Origin of the sequence: Bartonella grahamii subsp. shimonis, from assembly GCF_036327415.1 — a bacterium.
Taxonomy (GTDB): domain Bacteria; phylum Pseudomonadota; class Alphaproteobacteria; order Rhizobiales; family Rhizobiaceae; genus Bartonella; species Bartonella shimonis.
In genome coordinates this window covers 1,220,933-1,239,147 of the sequence record NZ_CP123961.1, presented here as the reverse complement: position 1 = coordinate 1,239,147, position 18,215 = coordinate 1,220,933, and the positions used below count along the sequence as shown (strand labels likewise).

At 36.0% G+C, this 18,215-nt stretch carries 15 protein-coding genes and 1 pseudogene; 4 read left to right on the top strand and 12 right to left on the bottom strand.

The annotated features are described in order from the left end of the window. Positions 1 to 138 precede the first annotated feature (138 nt). The 7 genes from rseP to QHG57_RS05375 all read right to left on the bottom strand — a co-directional run bounded on the left by rseP (position 139) and on the right by QHG57_RS05375 (position 7,141). Positions 139 to 1,287 carry an RIP metalloprotease RseP gene (rseP, locus tag QHG57_RS05405; RefSeq protein ID WP_330167448.1) on the bottom strand — a complete coding sequence of 383 codons (1,149 nt, stop codon included), beginning with the start codon at positions 1,285 to 1,287 and terminating at the stop codon, positions 139 to 141. 15 nt (positions 1,288 to 1,302) lie between these two features. Further along, positions 1,303 to 2,118 (bottom strand): phosphatidate cytidylyltransferase, encoded by an 816-nt coding sequence (locus QHG57_RS05400; protein ID WP_330167447.1) that lies wholly within the window; start codon positions 2,116 to 2,118, stop codon positions 1,303 to 1,305. A gap of 738 nt (positions 2,119 to 2,856) precedes the next feature. Beyond that, positions 2,857 to 3,417 carry a ribosome recycling factor gene (frr, locus tag QHG57_RS05395; protein WP_330167446.1) on the bottom strand — a complete coding sequence of 187 codons (561 nt, stop codon included), beginning with the start codon at positions 3,415 to 3,417 and terminating at the stop codon, positions 2,857 to 2,859. A gap of 37 nt (positions 3,418 to 3,454) precedes the next feature. Next, positions 3,455 to 4,174, bottom strand: coding sequence for a UMP kinase (gene pyrH, locus QHG57_RS05390; protein ID WP_330167445.1), 720 nt, complete (start codon positions 4,172 to 4,174; stop codon positions 3,455 to 3,457). Between the two features lie 156 nt (positions 4,175 to 4,330). Further along, positions 4,331 to 5,254, bottom strand: coding sequence for a translation elongation factor Ts (gene tsf / locus QHG57_RS05385; RefSeq protein ID WP_330168865.1), 924 nt, complete (start codon positions 5,252 to 5,254; stop codon positions 4,331 to 4,333). 103 nt (positions 5,255 to 5,357) lie between these two features. After that, on the bottom strand, positions 5,358 to 6,137 hold the full coding sequence (gene rpsB, locus QHG57_RS05380; protein ID WP_330167443.1) for a 30S ribosomal protein S2: 780 nt from the start codon (positions 6,135 to 6,137) through the stop codon (positions 5,358 to 5,360). 167 nt (positions 6,138 to 6,304) lie between these two features. Further along, positions 6,305 to 7,141, bottom strand: a complete 837-nt coding sequence (locus QHG57_RS05375) for an EipB family protein (protein ID WP_330167442.1) — start codon at positions 7,139 to 7,141, stop codon at positions 6,305 to 6,307. 144 nt (positions 7,142 to 7,285) lie between these two features. On the opposite strand from QHG57_RS05375, the gene QHG57_RS05370 reads away from it, so the two are divergent. Next, positions 7,286 to 7,747, top strand: coding sequence for a RidA family protein (locus tag QHG57_RS05370; RefSeq protein WP_330167441.1), 462 nt, complete (start codon positions 7,286 to 7,288; stop codon positions 7,745 to 7,747). 135 nt (positions 7,748 to 7,882) lie between these two features. Next, positions 7,883 to 8,305 (top strand): HIT family protein, encoded by a 423-nt coding sequence (locus tag QHG57_RS05365; RefSeq protein ID WP_330167440.1) that lies wholly within the window; start codon positions 7,883 to 7,885, stop codon positions 8,303 to 8,305. Positions 8,306 to 8,312: 7 nt separating this feature from the next. Here the strand turns inward: QHG57_RS05365 and clpA are convergent, their stop codons facing one another. Together clpA and clpS are read right to left on the bottom strand one after the other, a co-directional pair. Beyond that, entirely contained in the window at positions 8,313 to 10,664 is a 2,352-nt protein-coding gene (clpA, locus tag QHG57_RS05360) for an ATP-dependent Clp protease ATP-binding subunit ClpA (protein ID WP_330168864.1), read from the bottom strand. Positions 10,665 to 10,670: 6 nt separating this feature from the next. Then, on the bottom strand, positions 10,671 to 11,042 hold the full coding sequence (clpS, locus tag QHG57_RS05355; protein ID WP_330167438.1) for an ATP-dependent Clp protease adapter ClpS: 372 nt from the start codon (positions 11,040 to 11,042) through the stop codon (positions 10,671 to 10,673). Positions 11,043 to 11,278: 236 nt separating this feature from the next. On the opposite strand from clpS, the gene QHG57_RS05350 reads away from it, so the two are divergent. Both QHG57_RS05350 and QHG57_RS05345 read left to right on the top strand, forming a co-directional pair. Then, on the top strand, positions 11,279 to 12,628 hold the full coding sequence (locus QHG57_RS05350) for a D-alanyl-D-alanine carboxypeptidase (protein ID WP_330167437.1): 1,350 nt from the start codon (positions 11,279 to 11,281) through the stop codon (positions 12,626 to 12,628). Positions 12,629 to 12,659: 31 nt separating this feature from the next. Then, on the top strand, positions 12,660 to 12,938 hold the full coding sequence (locus tag QHG57_RS05345; RefSeq protein WP_330167436.1) for a hypothetical protein: 279 nt from the start codon (positions 12,660 to 12,662) through the stop codon (positions 12,936 to 12,938). A gap of 1,810 nt (positions 12,939 to 14,748) precedes the next feature. On the opposite strand, the gene QHG57_RS05340 is transcribed toward QHG57_RS05345, so the two are convergent. The 3 genes and pseudogenes from QHG57_RS05340 to QHG57_RS09775 form a co-directional block, all read right to left on the bottom strand. After that, complete coding sequence (locus QHG57_RS05340; RefSeq protein ID WP_330167435.1) at positions 14,749 to 16,140, bottom strand: L-serine ammonia-lyase; 1,392 nt, start codon at positions 16,138 to 16,140, stop codon at positions 14,749 to 14,751. Positions 16,141 to 16,491: 351 nt separating this feature from the next. Continuing rightward, entirely contained in the window at positions 16,492 to 17,181 is a 690-nt protein-coding gene (locus QHG57_RS05335; protein ID WP_330167434.1) for a nitroreductase, read from the bottom strand. Positions 17,182 to 17,358: 177 nt separating this feature from the next. After that, a pseudogene (locus tag QHG57_RS09775) lies at positions 17,359 to 17,763 on the bottom strand (MerR family transcriptional regulator). Positions 17,764 to 18,215: the final 452 nt, after the last annotated feature.

Genomic DNA, 18,215 nt, shown 5'->3' with positions numbered 1-18,215 from the left:
CCTTTTTACAGCAAGACTTTTCATTCCTTAATACTCATTATAATGTACGACGCCACAACATTTTGCAGACATGGTAAACAACCTTCAATTTGTTTTTGCTATTATTACCCAATTTATAAAGCGTTTTCCATAATTTAATTAGCTAAACCAACAAAAATAATCATTAAAAAAGACAAAGATCATAAAAAGGAGAAGAATGGAAAAACCTAAACGAAAAACAATTCCCTGAATTTTAGCGGATATTTTCCTCCCAGTAATGACCTCAATGACATGCAATAAAAGATGCCCACCATCAAGCGGTAGAATCGGAAAAAGGTTAATAAGCCCAACACTTATTGAAAGAAAAGCTGCCAAATTCAACAAAGAAATAAAACCTGTCTCGCTCACTTTCCAAGCAATTTTAACGGTTTTAGAAGGTCCACTTAGCCGACAACGATCCTCTTTGCCTCCTATTAAACGACTCATAAAAAGAACAGTTTGAGTGGCGATAAACACAGTACGGTCTGCCGCTTCCCTTACAGCTGTTACAAAACCATAGCGAATATGTTTTATATAAGTTGGATCTAAACGTGCAGGATTATTTAAATCAACAGGAACACCTACACCTATCATAGCACTTTGTGTTCGACTACCAAATCCATCATCTCGCTCAACGACTTTCGGAGTAATGACCGTTGTAAAAACTCGCCCCATACGTTCTATTTTAAACTCTATGGGTTCTCTTCCGTTAAAAGCTATATAATTCATCAAATCTTCAAAACTCTCAACCCGTCGTCCATCCATTTCAACAAAACGATCACCTAATTCCAAACCGGACTGAAGAGCAGGGCTATCTTTTACCAAAGAACCAACAACAGGCTCAATAGCTACACGACCATAGATAAAGAAAAAAAATGTTAGAATAATAACAGTAAAAAGGGCATTGAAGAAGGGACCAGCAAAAACAGTTGCTGCTTTTTTCCAAGCATGCGCACGAGCAAATGAACCATCAACAATCAGTGATGATTGGGATGATACCGTATCGATTTTTTCCTCATCCCCAACAAATTTTACATAACCTCCTAAGGGGATAAGTGCTAAACGCCACTTCGTGCCATGCTTATCTATATAACTCGCTATTTCTGGTCCAAATCCCAGTGAAAAAATTAACGCCTTAATACCACACCACCGACCAATGAGATAATGCCCAAATTCGTGCACAAAAATGATAATCATAATGATAAAAAGAATACTCAAACTTCTTAAAAGAAAATCACCCATAGTGACGATATGATTTAAAAGTCCCAAACTATCTTCTCCCAATTAGATCATACTAAAAAGATTAAAAGGCGCATCCGTATCAGACATAAATGAACCAATTAAATAAAGAAGAAAAGCTGCCCCTACCAATCCATCTATACGATCCATAAAACCACCATGTCCAGGCAATAAAGAACTAGAATCTTTAACAGAAAAACATCTTTTGAGCCATGATTGCCCTAAATCACTCAATTGTGAAACAATTGACAAAACAAGTGTAAGGAGTGGCACAAAAAAACTTGCTAAATTTATATCAAAAAATCCAAAAGCAACCCATATACCACCGAAAACTCCGACAAATGTACCACCAAGTGCTCCTGACCATGTTTTATTAGGAGAAAATTGTGGTGCTAATTTAGGCCCCCCTAATGCACGTCCGATAAAATATCCACCAATATCTGTTCCCCACACTATCGTAAATAAGAAAATAACAACTTGGAACCCCAACATTTCATGATCCCGCAGAAAGCATAAAGCAACAACAGGAAAAGACGCATATAAAAAACCACAAAAAACCCAAACACTCTTTTTTATAGATATAATAGCCAACAGCACAGCCAAAACGATTAAAACACAAAAATTTAATGAAGCAGATACATTCAACACTAAAAAAAAGCCAAAGATCAAATAAAAGATACTTGCTAATACTTTTTGTAAAACACACCATTTTTCTTTAGTAATACTCATCCACTCATAAAGAACAAAACCGCCAATACACCATACAAATAAAAAAAAGAAGATCCCTCCTAACCATGTTAGATACAACGCAATAATGCCAAACACAAAAGCTGTCAGAACACGATAAACCAAATTAGACAAAACAACATCCAAACAATAAACATAAAAATACAAATTCTAAAATTGACGCAAGAAAAACTCCTCTACCCAGTATTTTTATTTCATACTTGTATAAATTTCTCTTATAATTTATCATAAACAATCTAGTCTACCAAGATAGCGCTTATGAGACTAATAATCAATGAAAACAGCTTCAAAAATCTCCGTCAAGATTAATCCTAAAATATTTTTTGATATTTTCTCAAATATAAAATGAAAAAAAGCTATTCATGCTCCATATAAATTAACTAATATAGGTTTCATATAAAAACACTTCTCTATCAACCATTCGTTATTAAAAAACGAATTATGCCACATAACATCTACCTGATCGATTATACTCATATGTTTTTAATGGGAAATAAGAGAAAGGTTAGGCTTATATTTTTGCGTTATATTCTTTCCCCAACCTCATCTTAGAATATTTAAATAATTTCTAATAATGCTTTCATTATGCAGTTTAACAAAGGCACGCTAAACTGAGAGCCCTCATCATACTGTTAAATAGTGTCTTTCAGCAAAGAACATGATTTACCACACAGACTAAAGAATAAAAACATCTGCCCTCTCAAATCAATCTCTGCCGTATCAGGATAATAAAACGATCCCCCCTTGCATTGCACCTTGCTGCCACAGAAGACACCACTCCCCACTCTTATCTATAGAAGCCATTTACAGGCTAAGAGTATAACATCCTTTATTCTAGCGAAAAAAACTGTCTTAAACGTGCATAATTTCAGATTCTTTTACGGCTAAAATTTTATCAATATCAGCAATAGTTTCATTTGTGAGTTTTTGAACTTTTTCAGACAAACTATGGGCTTCATCTTGTCCAATTTCACCATCTTTTTCTAACTTTTTCAAATTGTCCATACCATCCCGACGAACATGACGTGTAGCAACACGTGCTTGCTCTGCATAGTGATGCGCAATTTTTACAAGTTCTTTACGACGCTCTTCATTCAACTCAGGCAAAGGAATACGTAAAGTCGTACCATCAGTTATGGGATTTAAACCAAGACCAGAATCGCGAATAGCGCGCTCTACAGCTCCGACCATCGTTTTATCCCATACAGAAACAGAAAGCATCCGAGGTTCGGGAACAGAAATATTAGCAACCTGATTTATGTGCACAATAGAACCATAAGATTCAACGGTCAACGGTTCTAATAAACTGGCCGATGCGCGTCCAGTCCGCAAACCACCTAATTCATGTTTAAAAGCCGTAATAGCACCATCCATGCGACGTTTCAGATCATCCATAATTGACGTAACATTCATATTTCTGTCTCCTTCAATTGTCCTTTGAAGCTTACCCTTATTCCGATACTATTGTAAAGCGCCCTGTTCCATTCAAGACTTTAGCCAAACCGCCTTTTTCATGAATGGAATACACAATAATCGGTACATTGTTCTCACGTGCTAAAGTGACCGCCGTTGAATCCATAACAGATAATCCCCATTGCAAAACTTCAACATGTGTTAATTGGTCAAAACGCTTAGCGTTAGGATCTATCTTTGGATCTGCTGAATAAATACCATCAACTTGTGTTCCTTTAAGAAGAACATCCGCTCCAATTTCTGCTGCACGTAAAGTAGCAGCAGAATCAGTGGTAAAAAATGGATTTCCTGTACCGCCCGCAAAAATAACAACTTTTCCCTGATTCATATAAGCTATTGCTTTACGTTGCGAGAAACTTTCACAAATTTGTGGCATAGCAATCGCAGAGAGCACAACAGTTTCAACCCCTAATTTTGTCAAAGATGTTCGCAATGCTAAAGAGTTAATAGCAGTTGCAAGCATTCCCATATGATCGCCTGTCACTCGGTCCCCACCATGCGAAGCAACAGCAACGCCGCGAAAAATATTTCCCCCACCAATAACAACCGCAACTTCTATCCCCATTGTGCGCACTTCTGCAATATCAGCGGCAATACGGTCTACAACAGAAACATCAATGCCAAAACTCTGCCCCCCCATAAGAGCTTCACCAGAAGCCTTTAAAAGAATACGTTTATACGGAAGTGCTAATGCCATTAATAATCTCCCCAAAAGCATATTTACTTTTTGCTTTTGACACCACGAAGGGCATCACTTTTTTACGTGACGCCCTCTCAACAATTACATTGTTCCCATCAGAGTTTCTACAACCAACGATATGATTTTAAATCTCTGATCAAAAGTTTGCAATAACTAGCCTTTTACAGCAGCAGCAACCTCTGCAGCAAAATCAGATTCCTCTTTTTCCACACCTTCACCTAATGCAAAACGAATAAAGCCTGTGATTTTTGCTGGTGCACCAATTGATTTCTCAGCATCCTTTAAAGCGGACTCAACAGTCATATCAGGATTCATAACGAAAGCTTGAGAAAGCAAAACAACCTCTTCAAAAAACTTACGCATACGTCCTTCTACCATTTTTTCAATGATATTTTCAGGCTTTCCAGACTGACGTGCTTGATCTGAAAAAATCGCTTTTTCACGTTCAACAGCAGCAGCATCAACATCTTGTGCTGTAAGCGCTAACGGATTGGTTGCCGCAATATGCATCGCAACCTGCCGACCAAAAGCAAAAGCTGCCTCTTTATTTCCTGTTGTTTCAATCGCAACCAAAACACCAAGCTTACCAAGACCATCAGCTACACTATTGTGTATATAAGTTGCAACAACACCATTCTCAACAGACAATTTAGCAGAACGACGAAATGTCATATTTTCGCCAATTGTACCAATTGCATCTTTAATCGTAAGCTCTACAGTCTTCTCAGAACCAGGATAAAGAGAAACAGAAACAGATTCAACATCACCTGGCGTATCCAAAGCAGCAGTTGCTACATTGCGCACGATGTCTTGGAATCCGGCATTGCGTGCAACAAAATCTGTTTCAGAATTAATCTCAACTAAAACCGCATTTAAATCTTTTGATACAACTCCGATTAATCCTTCAGCTGCTGTACGACCAGCCTTTTTATCTGCTTTAGCTATTCCTTTTTTACGAAGCCAATCAACAGCAGCTTCCATATCACCACTGGTTTCTGCTAAAGCGGCTTTACAGTCCATCATACCAGCGCCAGATAGTTCTCGAAGTTCTTTTACTTGTGCAGCAGTAACGCTCATATTTGCCTCTTTATTTTGTAACAGTGAAAGCGTGCAAAATCCCTCTGCACGCCTATAACTTCTTTTTTATAAAATACAAAGTACCTTAATTAGGCACTTTATATTATCCAGAAACTTCTGAAACCACATTTTCTTCCAAAATAGGCTCCACAGGCGCATCAACTTGAGCTCCTAAATCGATACCCATTGCTCCTTGCTGACGTGCAATACCATCAAGAGCGGCACGAGCAAAAAGATCACAATAAAGAGAAATTGCACGTGAAGCATCATCATTACCTGGTATTGGATGCGTTACGTCATCAGGATCACAATTGGTATCAATAATAGCAATCACTGGAATGCCTAAACGCTTCGCTTCTTGGAGGGCAATATTTTCTTTATTCGTATCGATAACAAATATAAGATCTGGAACAGATCCCATATCTTTAATACCACCAAGCGCACGATTAAGCTTTTCACGATCACGTTCAAGATTTAAACGTTCTTTTTTGGTAAAACCTTGCGCTTCAGCAGCAAGAATTTTGTCAAGCTTTCGCAAACGATGTATCGAATTGGAAACCGTTTTCCAGTTTGTGAGCATACCTCCAAGCCAACGTGCATTAACGTAATACTGGGCAGAACGATTCGCCGCATCAGCGATAATGTCAGATGCTTGCCGTTTCGTACCAACAAAGAGAATACGACCACCACGCGCAACAGTATCTGAAACAAGTTTAAGCGCTTGGTGTAAAAGCGGAACGGTCTGAGCAAGATCAATAATATGGATATTATTACGCTGACCATAAATATAGGGAGTCATTTTGGGATTCCAGCGATGAGTCTGGTGACCAAAATGCACACCTGCTTCTAAAAGCTGATGCATAGTAAAATCGGGTAGTGCCATAAATCTTATCCTTTCCGGTTCAACCTCCGCGGAAAAAGCAGGAAAACCTACTACCGGCCGATGCTTGCTAGACTTTTCTCATAAATCATTTGCAAACACCCAAACTCCGCGTGTGGAATAGCGCAAACATACTAATATTTGATTCTTTTTCAAGTCATTTTCTTTAATCATTTAATATTTGCATTTTCACATTGATTAAGATCTTTTCCAGGCTCCAAGAATTCGAGACTGTTCAATTTTGCACGCACTGAAAAAGTTCCATAATCTATATGAAAATCACGCATGACGCCATTCTCATGTAAGAGAAAACTGCTCCGATAAACCGGCAAACCATCTTTATTTTCTCCATCATCAAAATAAGAAATTGTAACAGGCCAATATTCCTCTTCATCCAATTTTCTCATTTTTTCCGTTTCGCTATCAGATAAAAGCGCCTTCTTTTCTCCTATGACGATACTTTCTTTTATAACTTTATCTGCTTTATTTGTCCCATCAAATACAGTAACATTATAAAAATGATGTCCTGCTTTTGCATGGCGGATAATATTTTTTAGTTGCATCATTGGAAATTCAGCCATTGCAAGCTTATACTCTTTTTTCTTTGGCTTTTTTAAAGTAACTGTAATACCATCTTGAGTACGCTCCGCAACCCCCTCGGCACGATGCGTAACCTCTTCTCCCTCTTGATCTGTAATATTAAAATGAAATGTACGACTGTCTCCTGTTTCATAACTCGTCGTCTGTTGATCCGTTAAACGGACCGGCATATCTTCAATGTGAATACGGCTAATGAAACGAAAACGTGTGCTATAACCTTGGCATGCCGAACCAGTAAGCTCGTAAACCATTCGCCCTGACATCGCAGAAATTGCCATTTCATGAGAAACGCTATCGAGATGAAAATCATAAATTGCTCGATGAGGCAAAATAAAAATTGGCTCTTCAGCTCTCGCGGTACATAAAAAAACAATATATAAAATTATTATAAATAATGATCTAATCATTCCCAACTTCCGAACTTTATCCCCGTTGCATAACATCATACAATAAGGCAAAAAAGGCTAATTTCTCAATTAACCACACATTTCCTTAAATCAAAAAATAGATTATGCAATGAATGTATTATAGAGTAGCTATGGAGTTTAATTATGACCAATATGATTGAAAAAAACTTAGAAAAGTTCGGAATCACTCTTCCTGAAGTAATCTCCCCCCTTGCTAATTACATCACCACTTCACAAAGTGGCAATCAACTCTTTATTTCTGGACAACTCCCTCTTATTAATGGAAAACCAATAGCCATCGGTAAAGTTGGTGCAACTGTGAATACCGAACAAGCCCAAAAAGCATCCGAAGCTTGCGCTCTCAATATTCTCGCTCAACTCAAGGCAACTCTAGGTGACTTAAATAAAATAAAACGTGTGGTAAAAATTACTGTTTTTGTGGCTGTAGATTCTCATTTTACCGATATTCCTTTTGTTGCCAATGGAGCTTCTAATTTATTCGTTAATATCCTTGGTGAAATTGGAAAACACGCCCGTTCTGCTATTGGTGTTTCCTCTCTTCCTATGGATGTTCCGGTAGAAGTTGAAGCCATCATAGAAATCTAAATCTTCATTAAGACAGGGCACTATCCTAAATATAACTGAAGTCAAAATACTTCGTTTGTCTTAAACTTTGATAAACCTTGCATTTTTTCGTTTTGAAATTAAAATCTTAGACTTATAATAAAAGGAAATATTTGTATGAAACAAGCTTATGACAATAACAATATTTTTGCTAAATTGATTCGCAATGAAATCCCTTCTGTTCGTGTCTACGAAGATGATGATGTTATTGGATTTATGGATATAATGCCACAGGCACCAGGTCATACGCTGGTCATTCCTAAAAAAGGCTCTAGAAATTTACTTGATGCAGATACTGAAACATTATTTCCTGTTATTAAAGCTGTTCAAAAAATTGCAAATGCCATCAAAAAAGCCTTTCAAGCAGATGGCATAACTGTCATGCAATTTAATGAAGCAGCTAGCCAACAAACCGTTTATCACCTCCATTTCCATATTATACCACGTATGGAGGGAATAGAACTTACCCCTCATAATAATGTGATAACGCCTACAGAAATACTTGAAGAGAATGCAAAAAAAATCCGCGCTGCCTTATAACAAACTCTTAATTTGTTGTGCTTTTTTTTCCTACACGTTTTTTTGTAAAATTTTCCATTTTACTTTTTTTTGAGCCTACAGATATATTGGAAGATGAGATTTCTAACTGTAAGCTTTCTTTTTTGTCATTTGATTTTTGTGTCAATATGCGAACGATGCCACCGTTGCGTAACTTTCCAAATAAAATTTCATCTGCTAATGGCTTTTTAATATATTCTTGTATAACACGCCCTAATGGGCGTGCTCCCATCTGAGAATCATATCCTTTATTGGAAAGCCATAAAGTTGCAGAAGGACTTAATTCAAAACAAATTCCCCGATCAGCTAATTGTGCTTCAAGCTGAAAAATAAATTTTTGTACTATCTGATTGATGATTAAGTGAGATAAAGGTGCAAACGGAATAATTGCATCTAACCGATTACGAAATTCTGGTGTAAATAACCGATTAATTGCTTCTATATCCTCACCATCACGATGTACTTTCCCAAATCCAATAGCTGATTTTGCCATATCTGAAGCACCAGCATTGGTTGTCATAATCAAAATAACATTGCGGAAATCAATTTTCTTACCATTATGGTCTGTTAATTTACCATAATCCATTACCTGCAATAAAATATTAAATAACTCTGGGTGTGCTTTCTCAATCTCATCTAGCAATAGGACTGCGTAAGGTTTCTGATCAACTGCATCTGTAAGGAGGCCGCCTTGATCAAACCCTATATAACCTGGAGGAGCTCCGATTAAACGTGCTATCGTATGCCGTTCCATATATTCTGACATATCAAAACGCAATAATTCAATGCCTAAAGATGATGCAAGCTGTTTTGCAACTTCAGTTTTTCCTACACCTGTTGGTCCTGAAAATAAATAACTTCCTATTGGTTTATCCGGTTCGCGTAAACCTGCTCGCGCCAATTTTATGGATGAAACCAAGACAGAAATTGCCTGATCTTGACCATAAACAACATGTTTGAGTTCTCTTTCAAGCTTACTCAGTATCTTCTGATCATTCCGAGAAACTGTTTTTGGTGGAATTCTTGCAATTGTAGCAACAGTCGCTTCAATTTCTTTAACACCTATACTCTTCTTGCGCTGTTTTTGCGGCAAAAGCTTTTGCGCTGCGCCACTTTCGTCAATAATATCAATTGCTTTGTCAGGTAACCTACGGTCAATTATATAGCGTGAAGATAATTCTACGGATGCCTTCATTGCCTGATCTGTATATTTAATCTGATGAAAATCTTCAAAGTAAGGCTTCATCCCCTGCAAAATCTTAATCGCATCTGTAACAGAAGGTTCATTAATATCAATCTTCTGAAAACGACGCTCTAAAGCACGATCTTGTTCAAAGAATTTGCGATATTCTCTGTAAGTCGTCGAACCAATACATCGCATAGTTCCAGAAGATAATACAGGTTTTAAAAGATTTGCTGCATCCATATTTCCCCCTAATGTCGCTCCTGCCCCAATTAAGGTATGAATTTCATCAATAAATAAAATAGCATCTGGATACAGCTCAAACTCTTTAATAACTTGCTTTAAGCGTTCTTCAAAATCACCGCGATAACGTGTACCAGCAACAAGTCCCCCCATATCAAGAGAAAATATTGTTGCATTTGATAAAACTTCAGGCACTTGCCCATCAACAATGCTCTTTGCCAATCCCTCAATTATAGCGGTTTTCCCCACTCCAGGATCACCAACCAAAAGCGGATTGTTTTTTGACCTTCGACATAAAATCTGAATCATGCGTGAAATTTCTATTTCTCGGCCAATTAATAAATCAATTTTTCCATTAAGTGCTTTACAATTGAGATCAACACAATAATTCGTTAAAGCACTTGTTCCTCTTTCACCATTATCCGAAATCTGCTGATCTAATTGCTCTTCAAGTCCTTCAAGTAACATAGATAGCCCATCATCACGCGTGACACCATGTGAAATAAAACGTACAGCATCATAGCGTGTCATTCCCATCTCTTGAAGAAAATATGCTGCATGGCTTTCACGTTCAGAAAAAATTGCAACAAGAACATTTGCCCCCGATACTTCATCTTTTCCAGCTGATTGTGCATGAATCACCGCACGTTGGATAACACGCTGGAAAAAAGCTGTAGGCTTTGTATCCTCATCAGCTCTAATCTGTTCATCTAACTCTGAGCGAAGATAATTGGTTAAGCGCTCTCGCAATTCCTCCACATCTACTTGGCATGCCTGAATAACGGAATTTGCATCGGCATCATCTAACAGTGCAAGTAGAAGATGCTCTAATGTTGCATATTCATGCCGTGCTTGAGTAGCAATTGTTAATGCACGATGCAAAACCTCTTCAAGACTAGGTGTAAAAGATGGCATAATTCCTCACTTCCATTCCATTACACATTGTAACGGATGTTCATTTTGACGTGCACATTCCCTCACTTGTACTATTTTCATTTCAGCGACTTCATAAGTATAAGTTCCACATTCACCTATCCCATTGTGATGAACATTTAACATAATCCGTGTTGCCTCTTCGAAATTTTTTTTAAAAAAGTTCTTCAAAACGAAAACAACAAAATCCATAGGTGTGTAATCATCATTAAGTAAAAGAACGCGATATAATTTAGGTTTTTGGAGTTTTGCTTTAGCCTTAGGTATTATAACCGCACCATGCCTACCTTCATCACCATTTTTGCTCTTTTCATTATGCATAATATGAGCTATAGAGTTTGTTATGAGCGTCTGTCCCATTATCGTTTCCTATGAAGCACATTTTTTATTAATTTTAAATTCTTTCATAACTATTGCAATACCTGTTTGTATAAGAGAAAAACTTTCTCTCTATAGTTAGACTTCAATCACTCACTCAGAAAATAACTTCTGTAAACAAATTAGTAATACCATTCGTTTAAACTGCATAAAAAAGTTACAGAAAAGGAAGCTTTATAGAAGTTTTTTAAGATAAATGGAGAAATAGGATACTGCAAGTGTATATTAACTATCAAAAAATTATGCGCTACTATAAAAAAATAACAATTTCTTTTGTTATGTTAGCTTTTTCTTACTGTTGGGCATCAGCGACACCTCAAGGAGCCTATCCTGATAAGTATGCCGCTATTGTTATAGATGCTACCACGGGAAAAACTCTATTTCAAGCCAATGCAACACTGAAACGTTATCCTGCTTCTTTAACAAAAATGATGACATTGTACTTACTCTTTGAAGCTATGCAGATGCGTCGTGTGACACCAAATACACCAATTCCTGTTTCACATTATGCAGCAATGCGTCCACCGACAAAAATTGGTTTTAAAGCAGGCCAAACAATTTCTGCAGAAGCAGCAGCTAAAGCACTCATTACAAGATCCGCAAATGATGTTGCTGCTGCCATTGCAGAATATCTTGGAGGTAGTGAAAAAAAATTTGCTCAAATGATGACAGTAAAAGCTCGTAAACTTGGTATGAAACATACACATTTCGCAAATGCTTCAGGACTTCCGGATGTGCACAATTATACTACAGCACGAGATATAGCTACTTTGTCATTAGCTTTACGTAAACATTTTCCAAAACAATATAAATTGTTCAAAACAAAAAGTTTTAATTTCCATGGACGTACAATTAACAGCCACAATAAACTCGTTAAAATAATGAAAGGTGTCGATGGAATTAAAACAGGATACACACAAATGTCAGGTTCTAATTTAGCAACTTCAATGCGTCTTGAGGGGCGCTCTGTTGTAGCTGTTGTTATGGGAGGTAAATCATCTACTGCACGTGACGAGCATATGGCTAGCTTATTGAATCAATATTTACCAAAAGCAAGCCAAATGAAAAGTGGTGAACGTTTAATGGCTTCTGCACGCTATCACCTACCCACTGGCGCCAATACTCCTATACCAACCATTAAAGCTGATTCAAGTGATTTTGACGATGAAATTTCAACTATGTTGACAGCATTTGCAGAACAACCTAAAAACTCCAATATCGCAATAACGGCTGTAAATAAGGTAATTATACCAATACCAAACCCTCAAAAAACTATACCGGTTGAGACTCATAAAATTGTAACAGCCTCTTTGTCCGCGAACGCCGGATGGGCTATCCAAATTGGTTCTCTTCCTAGTGAAAAACAAGCAAAAACTCTGCTTTTAAAAGCAAAAAATGCAGCTTTTTCTACTTTAAAGCAGGCATCTTCACACATGCAACTGTTTGAAAAAAATGGGCAGCGTTATTACCGAGCACGATTTACAGGGTTTCAATCAAAAAAAGCTGCATTTGATGCTTGTTCTACATTAAAGAAAGCAAATTTTAACTGCTATACTGTAGCTTACTAAAAGTTTTTGAATTCTGCGTTAGGATAGTATTATGACAGATAATGCTTTTGCTTTATTTCATAAAAAAGAAATTTTATTGAAGCAATCATCCCTCCTTTCATTGCGCTCTCTTCACAATGCTGCCGCAAAACTTGCTGGTTTAAAATATAATTCAACTACCTTAGATACACAATCTCTTGTTAACCTTCTCATTTGCCAAACAATGCGCAACCGTCGTCTCATAATGCCTCCTGTACGCATTCACTTACGCGTTGCGAGCCAAACGGGTAATGTACCTATTAAAATCCGTCTAGGAGCAACAAACACTTAATTCTACAGACCATCTCTAAAAAATTATTTTATTATTAACCATCTCTACAGTCTCAGAAAAACTTTTGATAAACATACGTCTTTCTTAAATCATTAGAAATTGTACTGACAGCTTTTTCAATTATCCAATACCTTTAAGCTTTCAATAAAACCATTGTTAAGGACATAAAAATACTCAATATTTTTCTGCTTTTGGATTTAATATAAAAAATCGTCCTTGATATCTTTCTGGAAAAAATGAATAGATTCATTGAGTGAAGGTTTATCATTTTAGGGATTATTGTAAAAGTTCAATAAGGAAAATCCCTCTCAATAACGGTCTCCCCCTACAACATAAACACTGTAAAAAATAATCTAACTTCTTTTATTGATATTTTTTTCAACGGACAAAGAAAATTTAAAAATACAAATACTATCGATAAAAAACATAAAAGAAATTATCAGATTAAATATCATGATAACGATTTCCTAAGATTTTAATTTATATAATTTATTTTTCACATCTTCAATAAGAGATTTTTATAAGATTCTCTTATTTTCCTTCTTATATTGAATAAGCCAAAACTATTCGATTTCTCATCACGAGAAAGATTGGCATATAAACTTATTAAAAAGGAATCAAAATATCTCTTATGAATCATTTCAAGTACTAGGATCTTTTGTAACATTGAAAGTTGAAAAAAGGATGATAGTGCTGATTTTCTCCCTTTATAGATAAAGGTGCTAATACTCTATAGATTTTATACCATTCATGGAAAACTTACATTATACTATTCATATGCAAGATACTGATTTATAAAGATGGTTTATTATTTTTCATGTTAGATGAGAATCTCGAATGTCGTAAGATTCTCTCATTTCAAATCTGTGTATGTTGAATCAATCGAAACCGTTCTCTTGCATGTTATAAACGGGATGAGCGTGTGACGTGAAACTGTACCAGAAAGACTCAAAATGCCTATAATGAACCGTTTCAAATGCCAAGGACTTTTCCCCGCATAAGGGAGCTGGCAAAGTGTGCGATCATGCTCAATGTGCTCCTTTTATTAAGCATAAAGATGGGGGACTCAATGGAATTTACCTTTATACCCACTCACAGATGCTATCGCGAAATGAGTTTGGGAGCGTTGAGAGATATTTCTTTAAAAAAAACTTATAAATGAGTAACACAATAATGTTCTATCGTGTGCATTCTATTCTCACGAGAATTTTGATAAATATTTTTTATGTATACGTTATTATTTATTTTAATTTTTTTGGGCTACAGAATTTATAAAGATATCTCCAATATATCTTTAATTATTGTAAATTAGCGTTTTTTTTCAAGGTCTTTTTTACCATACTAGGTACCCAAAAATCTTCACTTTTAAAAAATTAAAAGCTTTAAAACTCTCTCTCACCTCATCATAATTATTCAGATTTAAAACAAATTTTCCTTGGACAGTCATGCATAGTCTTCCATTACTTAAAAGATATGGCTATGAAAACTTTTAAAAGCCATAAAACCCAGCAAAAAATAATGGCAGGTTGATCACTAAAATTTTACTTTACGCTTTTTTATTTTTTCCAAATTAGACTTTTTCCTATTTCAGAGACAAATCAGACAGATATCAGCAACACTCTCCCTCCAAACTTACATGCAAAAGCTATTATTCGTTAAGAAAGTATAGAGGCATCTCAAATTTATTTTAAGCATGCTGCTGAATTAAATTGGAATTTTAATTTATAAGTAATAAAAAAACATAAGCTTTAGCAGGAAACACGATCCCTCTCCAAAAAGTCTAGTTATAGATTGAAAAATGTTCCAGCTTTTAACAAGATATTGCATTAACTGCAAGACCACCTTTGCTTGTCTCTTTATAACGTTCACTCATATCATGACCAGTCTGGCGCATTGTTTCTATACAAGTATCAAGAGAAACAAAATGATCTCCATTACCATATAATGCAAGAGAAGAAGCCGTTACCGCCTTAACAGCTCCCATTGCATTACGCTCAATACAAGGAACTTGTACAAGACCTGCAACAGGATCACATGTCATTCCCAAATGATGTTCAAGCGCAATTTCTGCCGCATTTTCAATTTGAGCTGGTGTTCCACCTAACGCTGCAGTCAACCCTGCTGCGGCCATTGAAGATGCTGTTCCAACTTCACCTTGACACCCAACTTCTGCACCAGAAATAGAGGCATTATGTTTGATAACACCGCCTATAGCTGCTGCCGTTAATAGAAAATTATGTATTCCATCTCGATCTGAATCATCATTAAATTGAAGATAATAACGCAAAACTGCTGGGACAACACCGGCTGCCCCATTTGTTGGGGCTGTAACAACACGACCACCTGCTGCATTTTCCTCATTGACTGCTATAGCATATACCGAAAGCCAATCATTTGCCCAAAGTGGATAATTGCAATTTTTCTTTTGATTTTTCAAAAGCGTTTCATGCAGCTTTTTAGCACGCCTTAGAACACGCAATCCACCAGGCAACTCACCTTCTTGTGAAAGACCTCTATCAATGCAATTTGTCATCGCTGAAAAAATTTCATCAAGCCCTGTATCAAGAGAAGAACGCTCTATCTTTGTTTCTTCATTTAAGCGTTTCATTTCAGCAATTGAAAGTCCTGATTTTTCTGCCATTGATAACATTGTACGAGCAGAATCAAATGGATATGGTACCTCAAATGCTTCTGGTTGTATATTATCATTCATATGGCTTAATTCATCCTCAGTCACAACAAAGCCACCACCGATAGAATAATAAATTTGCCGCAACAGAACATTCCCATCAGTATTAAGTCCTTCAAAGGCTAGTCCATTTGTATGTCCAGGGAGGATTTTCTTTCGTTCAAAAATGAGATCACGTTGCACATCAAACTGATAAGTGGGATGGCCTTCTGGTTGCACTTTTTTTTCACGTATAACTTTTTCTAACAAAACCCCTATGCTATCAGGATCAACAGTAGAAGCTTTTTCTCCTAAAAGTCCTAATATGATAGCCCTATCTGTTGCATGACCAATACCCGTGAAAGCTAAAGAACCATAAAGATAAACACGTATATGAGAAACTTGAATATCAGACGACTGAGAAAAATCTCCTATCTCTTGCAAAAACATATTAGCAGCCGTCATCGGCCCCATCGTATGTGAGCTAGAAGGACCAATCCCAATTTTAAAAAGTTCAAAAACAGATAGAAACACGTATCACCTCAAAACTATAAAAACTATAGTACAGCTTGAGCATATATGCTTTTTCATAACGTTTGTCCCGCTTAAAATCAGATTGCGAGATAAACTAGAAAAATGACAGCAATAAATACGAACGTCGCTCGTCTTGCTACCACCCAACACTTTCTTTCTATAGCGCTTTCCATCAACCAACCTTAAAAATGGATAATGCCCCTAGAGTCATCGCTCTTAATGTTCCAAACGTAGTAAAATAAGTGTTAATATGCAACATCAAAATTCAATAAGAATAAGAAATTCTTATCGGAAATATTTTTCATAATGCACCAATTTCTTCAAAGCGTATGCTTAATTATATAAAATATTTTATGGGTATGTTTCAATGAAACGTACAAAATTTTCTAACGATTCTCGTTCTGTCTCAAAATTATTTTCTGGAGCACTCATATCGCGATAACCAAGTGCCATACCACAGATAATATGACGATCAGAAGGAATAGATAAAAGCATACGAATCTGTTTATGATAGTCAGCAAAAGCAGCTTGAGGACAGGTATCTAATCCAAATCCACGTGCAGCTAACATAATGGTCTGCATAAACATACCCAAATCAAGCCAACTCCCCATTTCCATGTCGTGATCCATTGTAAATAAGAGTCCTACAGGTGCATCAAAAAATAAAAAATTTCGTGCCTTTTGATGAAGTATTTTTTCTTCATCACCTTTTTGAATTCCAAGACTCTGATAAAGATCCAAACCAACTTTTCGTCGCCTTGAAATGTAAGGTTCACGCCACTGACGCGGATAATAATTATATTCACGCTCTCCTTTTACACCTGATAACACAAGTTGTGAAAGCTCTTTCCCTACTTTCTGTAATACACTTCCTGTAAGCACAATCACTTGCCATGGCTGAATATTTGTTCCAGATGGTGCACGTGCTGCAAATTTTAAGATTTCTTTGATTGTTTCCAAACTAACTGGCTGATCAGTAAAAGCGCGAATTGACTTTCGTGACAAAATAGATTGAAAAACACTCATAGGAGAAACTGCCATTGTTTTTACTTTCTTTATAAAAAAGATTTTTTTGCTTATCAAGGAGCAATATACTGCCGAAATACCTTTGCAGCTTTTTTCAAACACTCTATTTCTTTAAATGACTTACACATTTTACACAGTGTTAAAGATTCCCCTTAGAGATAGTATAACCTATCTCTTTAATAAAAAAATTGCCTAAAAGCAGATATTATAATCAATGATTACCCCCAGCTCCGCTAAGCTCTCAAAAAAATCTCCTCAATTCGTTCTAAATCCTGTATAAGATCATCAATACCATGCTGCATCTGCTTTAAATCAGCTCGTTTTTTATGAATTCCTGCAATTAATTTCTTAAGCTTTTTCTTATCATCAGGTATTTTTCCAACCATTGTCAACATATCAGATATTTTAGACAACGAAAATTTAACTCTTTTAGCGCGCAGTATTTGTTTTAACTTATGACGATCCGTTTGTGTATAAAGCCGTGTATTTCCACGCCGGAAAGGGATAAGAAGCCCCTCTTCTTCATAAATAACGTAAAATCCGAGCTGTTATTGAAAACTCACGTGTTAATTCTCCAATTGAATAATATCCGTACATTTTATAATTCTGTCTTCATAGATCACATTGTTATAAGAAATATATCTATTTTTTATAAAACTTCAGTTAAGCACTCTAATTTCTACTTTCCTGCATTCTAATTTATAAGAAAATACATTCTTGTCATACAAGTATTGTATAGTAGAGAACCAATTATTTTTTAGATTACAGAAAAGACTATTGGTCTTTCATTATAAGCCCTTTTAAATCTTTATAGAAGATATCGACCAACAATTTTTCTAAAATTCAAAATCAATCATTATTTTATTTGTAGATAATCAACTCTTTTCCTTGAATATGGCTTTTGAGTTTCACATATTTTGGAAAAATTTTATACTGCTTTTAGAAATTAAGAAACTTTAAAATAAAGTAACAAAAATGTAGCTTATCACTAGATTTTGTATATTTTGCCAGCAGGTTTTGTACCAATTTATTTTTTTAAAAGAGTCTTT

Coding starts and splice junctions, on each gene's coding strand:
- frr (WP_330167446.1), bottom strand. CDS start 3,417: ATGAATGTTACGTCAATTATGGATGATCTGAAACGTCGCATGGATGGT.
- pyrH (WP_330167445.1), bottom strand. CDS start 4,174: ATGGCATTAGCACTTCCGTATAAACGTATTCTTTTAAAGGCTTCTGGT.
- tsf (WP_330168865.1), bottom strand. CDS start 5,254: ATGAGCGTTACTGCTGCACAAGTAAAAGAACTTCGAGAACTATCTGGC.
- rpsB (WP_330167443.1), bottom strand. CDS start 6,137: ATGGCACTACCCGATTTTACTATGCATCAGCTTTTAGAAGCAGGTGTG.
- QHG57_RS05375 (WP_330167442.1), bottom strand. CDS start 7,141: ATGATTAGATCATTATTTATAATAATTTTATATATTGTTTTTTTATGT.
- QHG57_RS05370 (WP_330167441.1), top strand. CDS start 7,286: ATGACCAATATGATTGAAAAAAACTTAGAAAAGTTCGGAATCACTCTT.
- QHG57_RS05365 (WP_330167440.1), top strand. CDS start 7,883: ATGAAACAAGCTTATGACAATAACAATATTTTTGCTAAATTGATTCGC.
- clpA (WP_330168864.1), bottom strand. CDS start 10,664: ATGCCATCTTTTACACCTAGTCTTGAAGAGGTTTTGCATCGTGCATTA.
- clpS (WP_330167438.1), bottom strand. CDS start 11,042: ATGGGACAGACGCTCATAACAAACTCTATAGCTCATATTATGCATAAT.
- QHG57_RS05345 (WP_330167436.1), top strand. CDS start 12,660: ATGACAGATAATGCTTTTGCTTTATTTCATAAAAAAGAAATTTTATTG.
- QHG57_RS05335 (WP_330167434.1), bottom strand. CDS start 17,181: ATGGCAGTTTCTCCTATGAGTGTTTTTCAATCTATTTTGTCACGAAAG.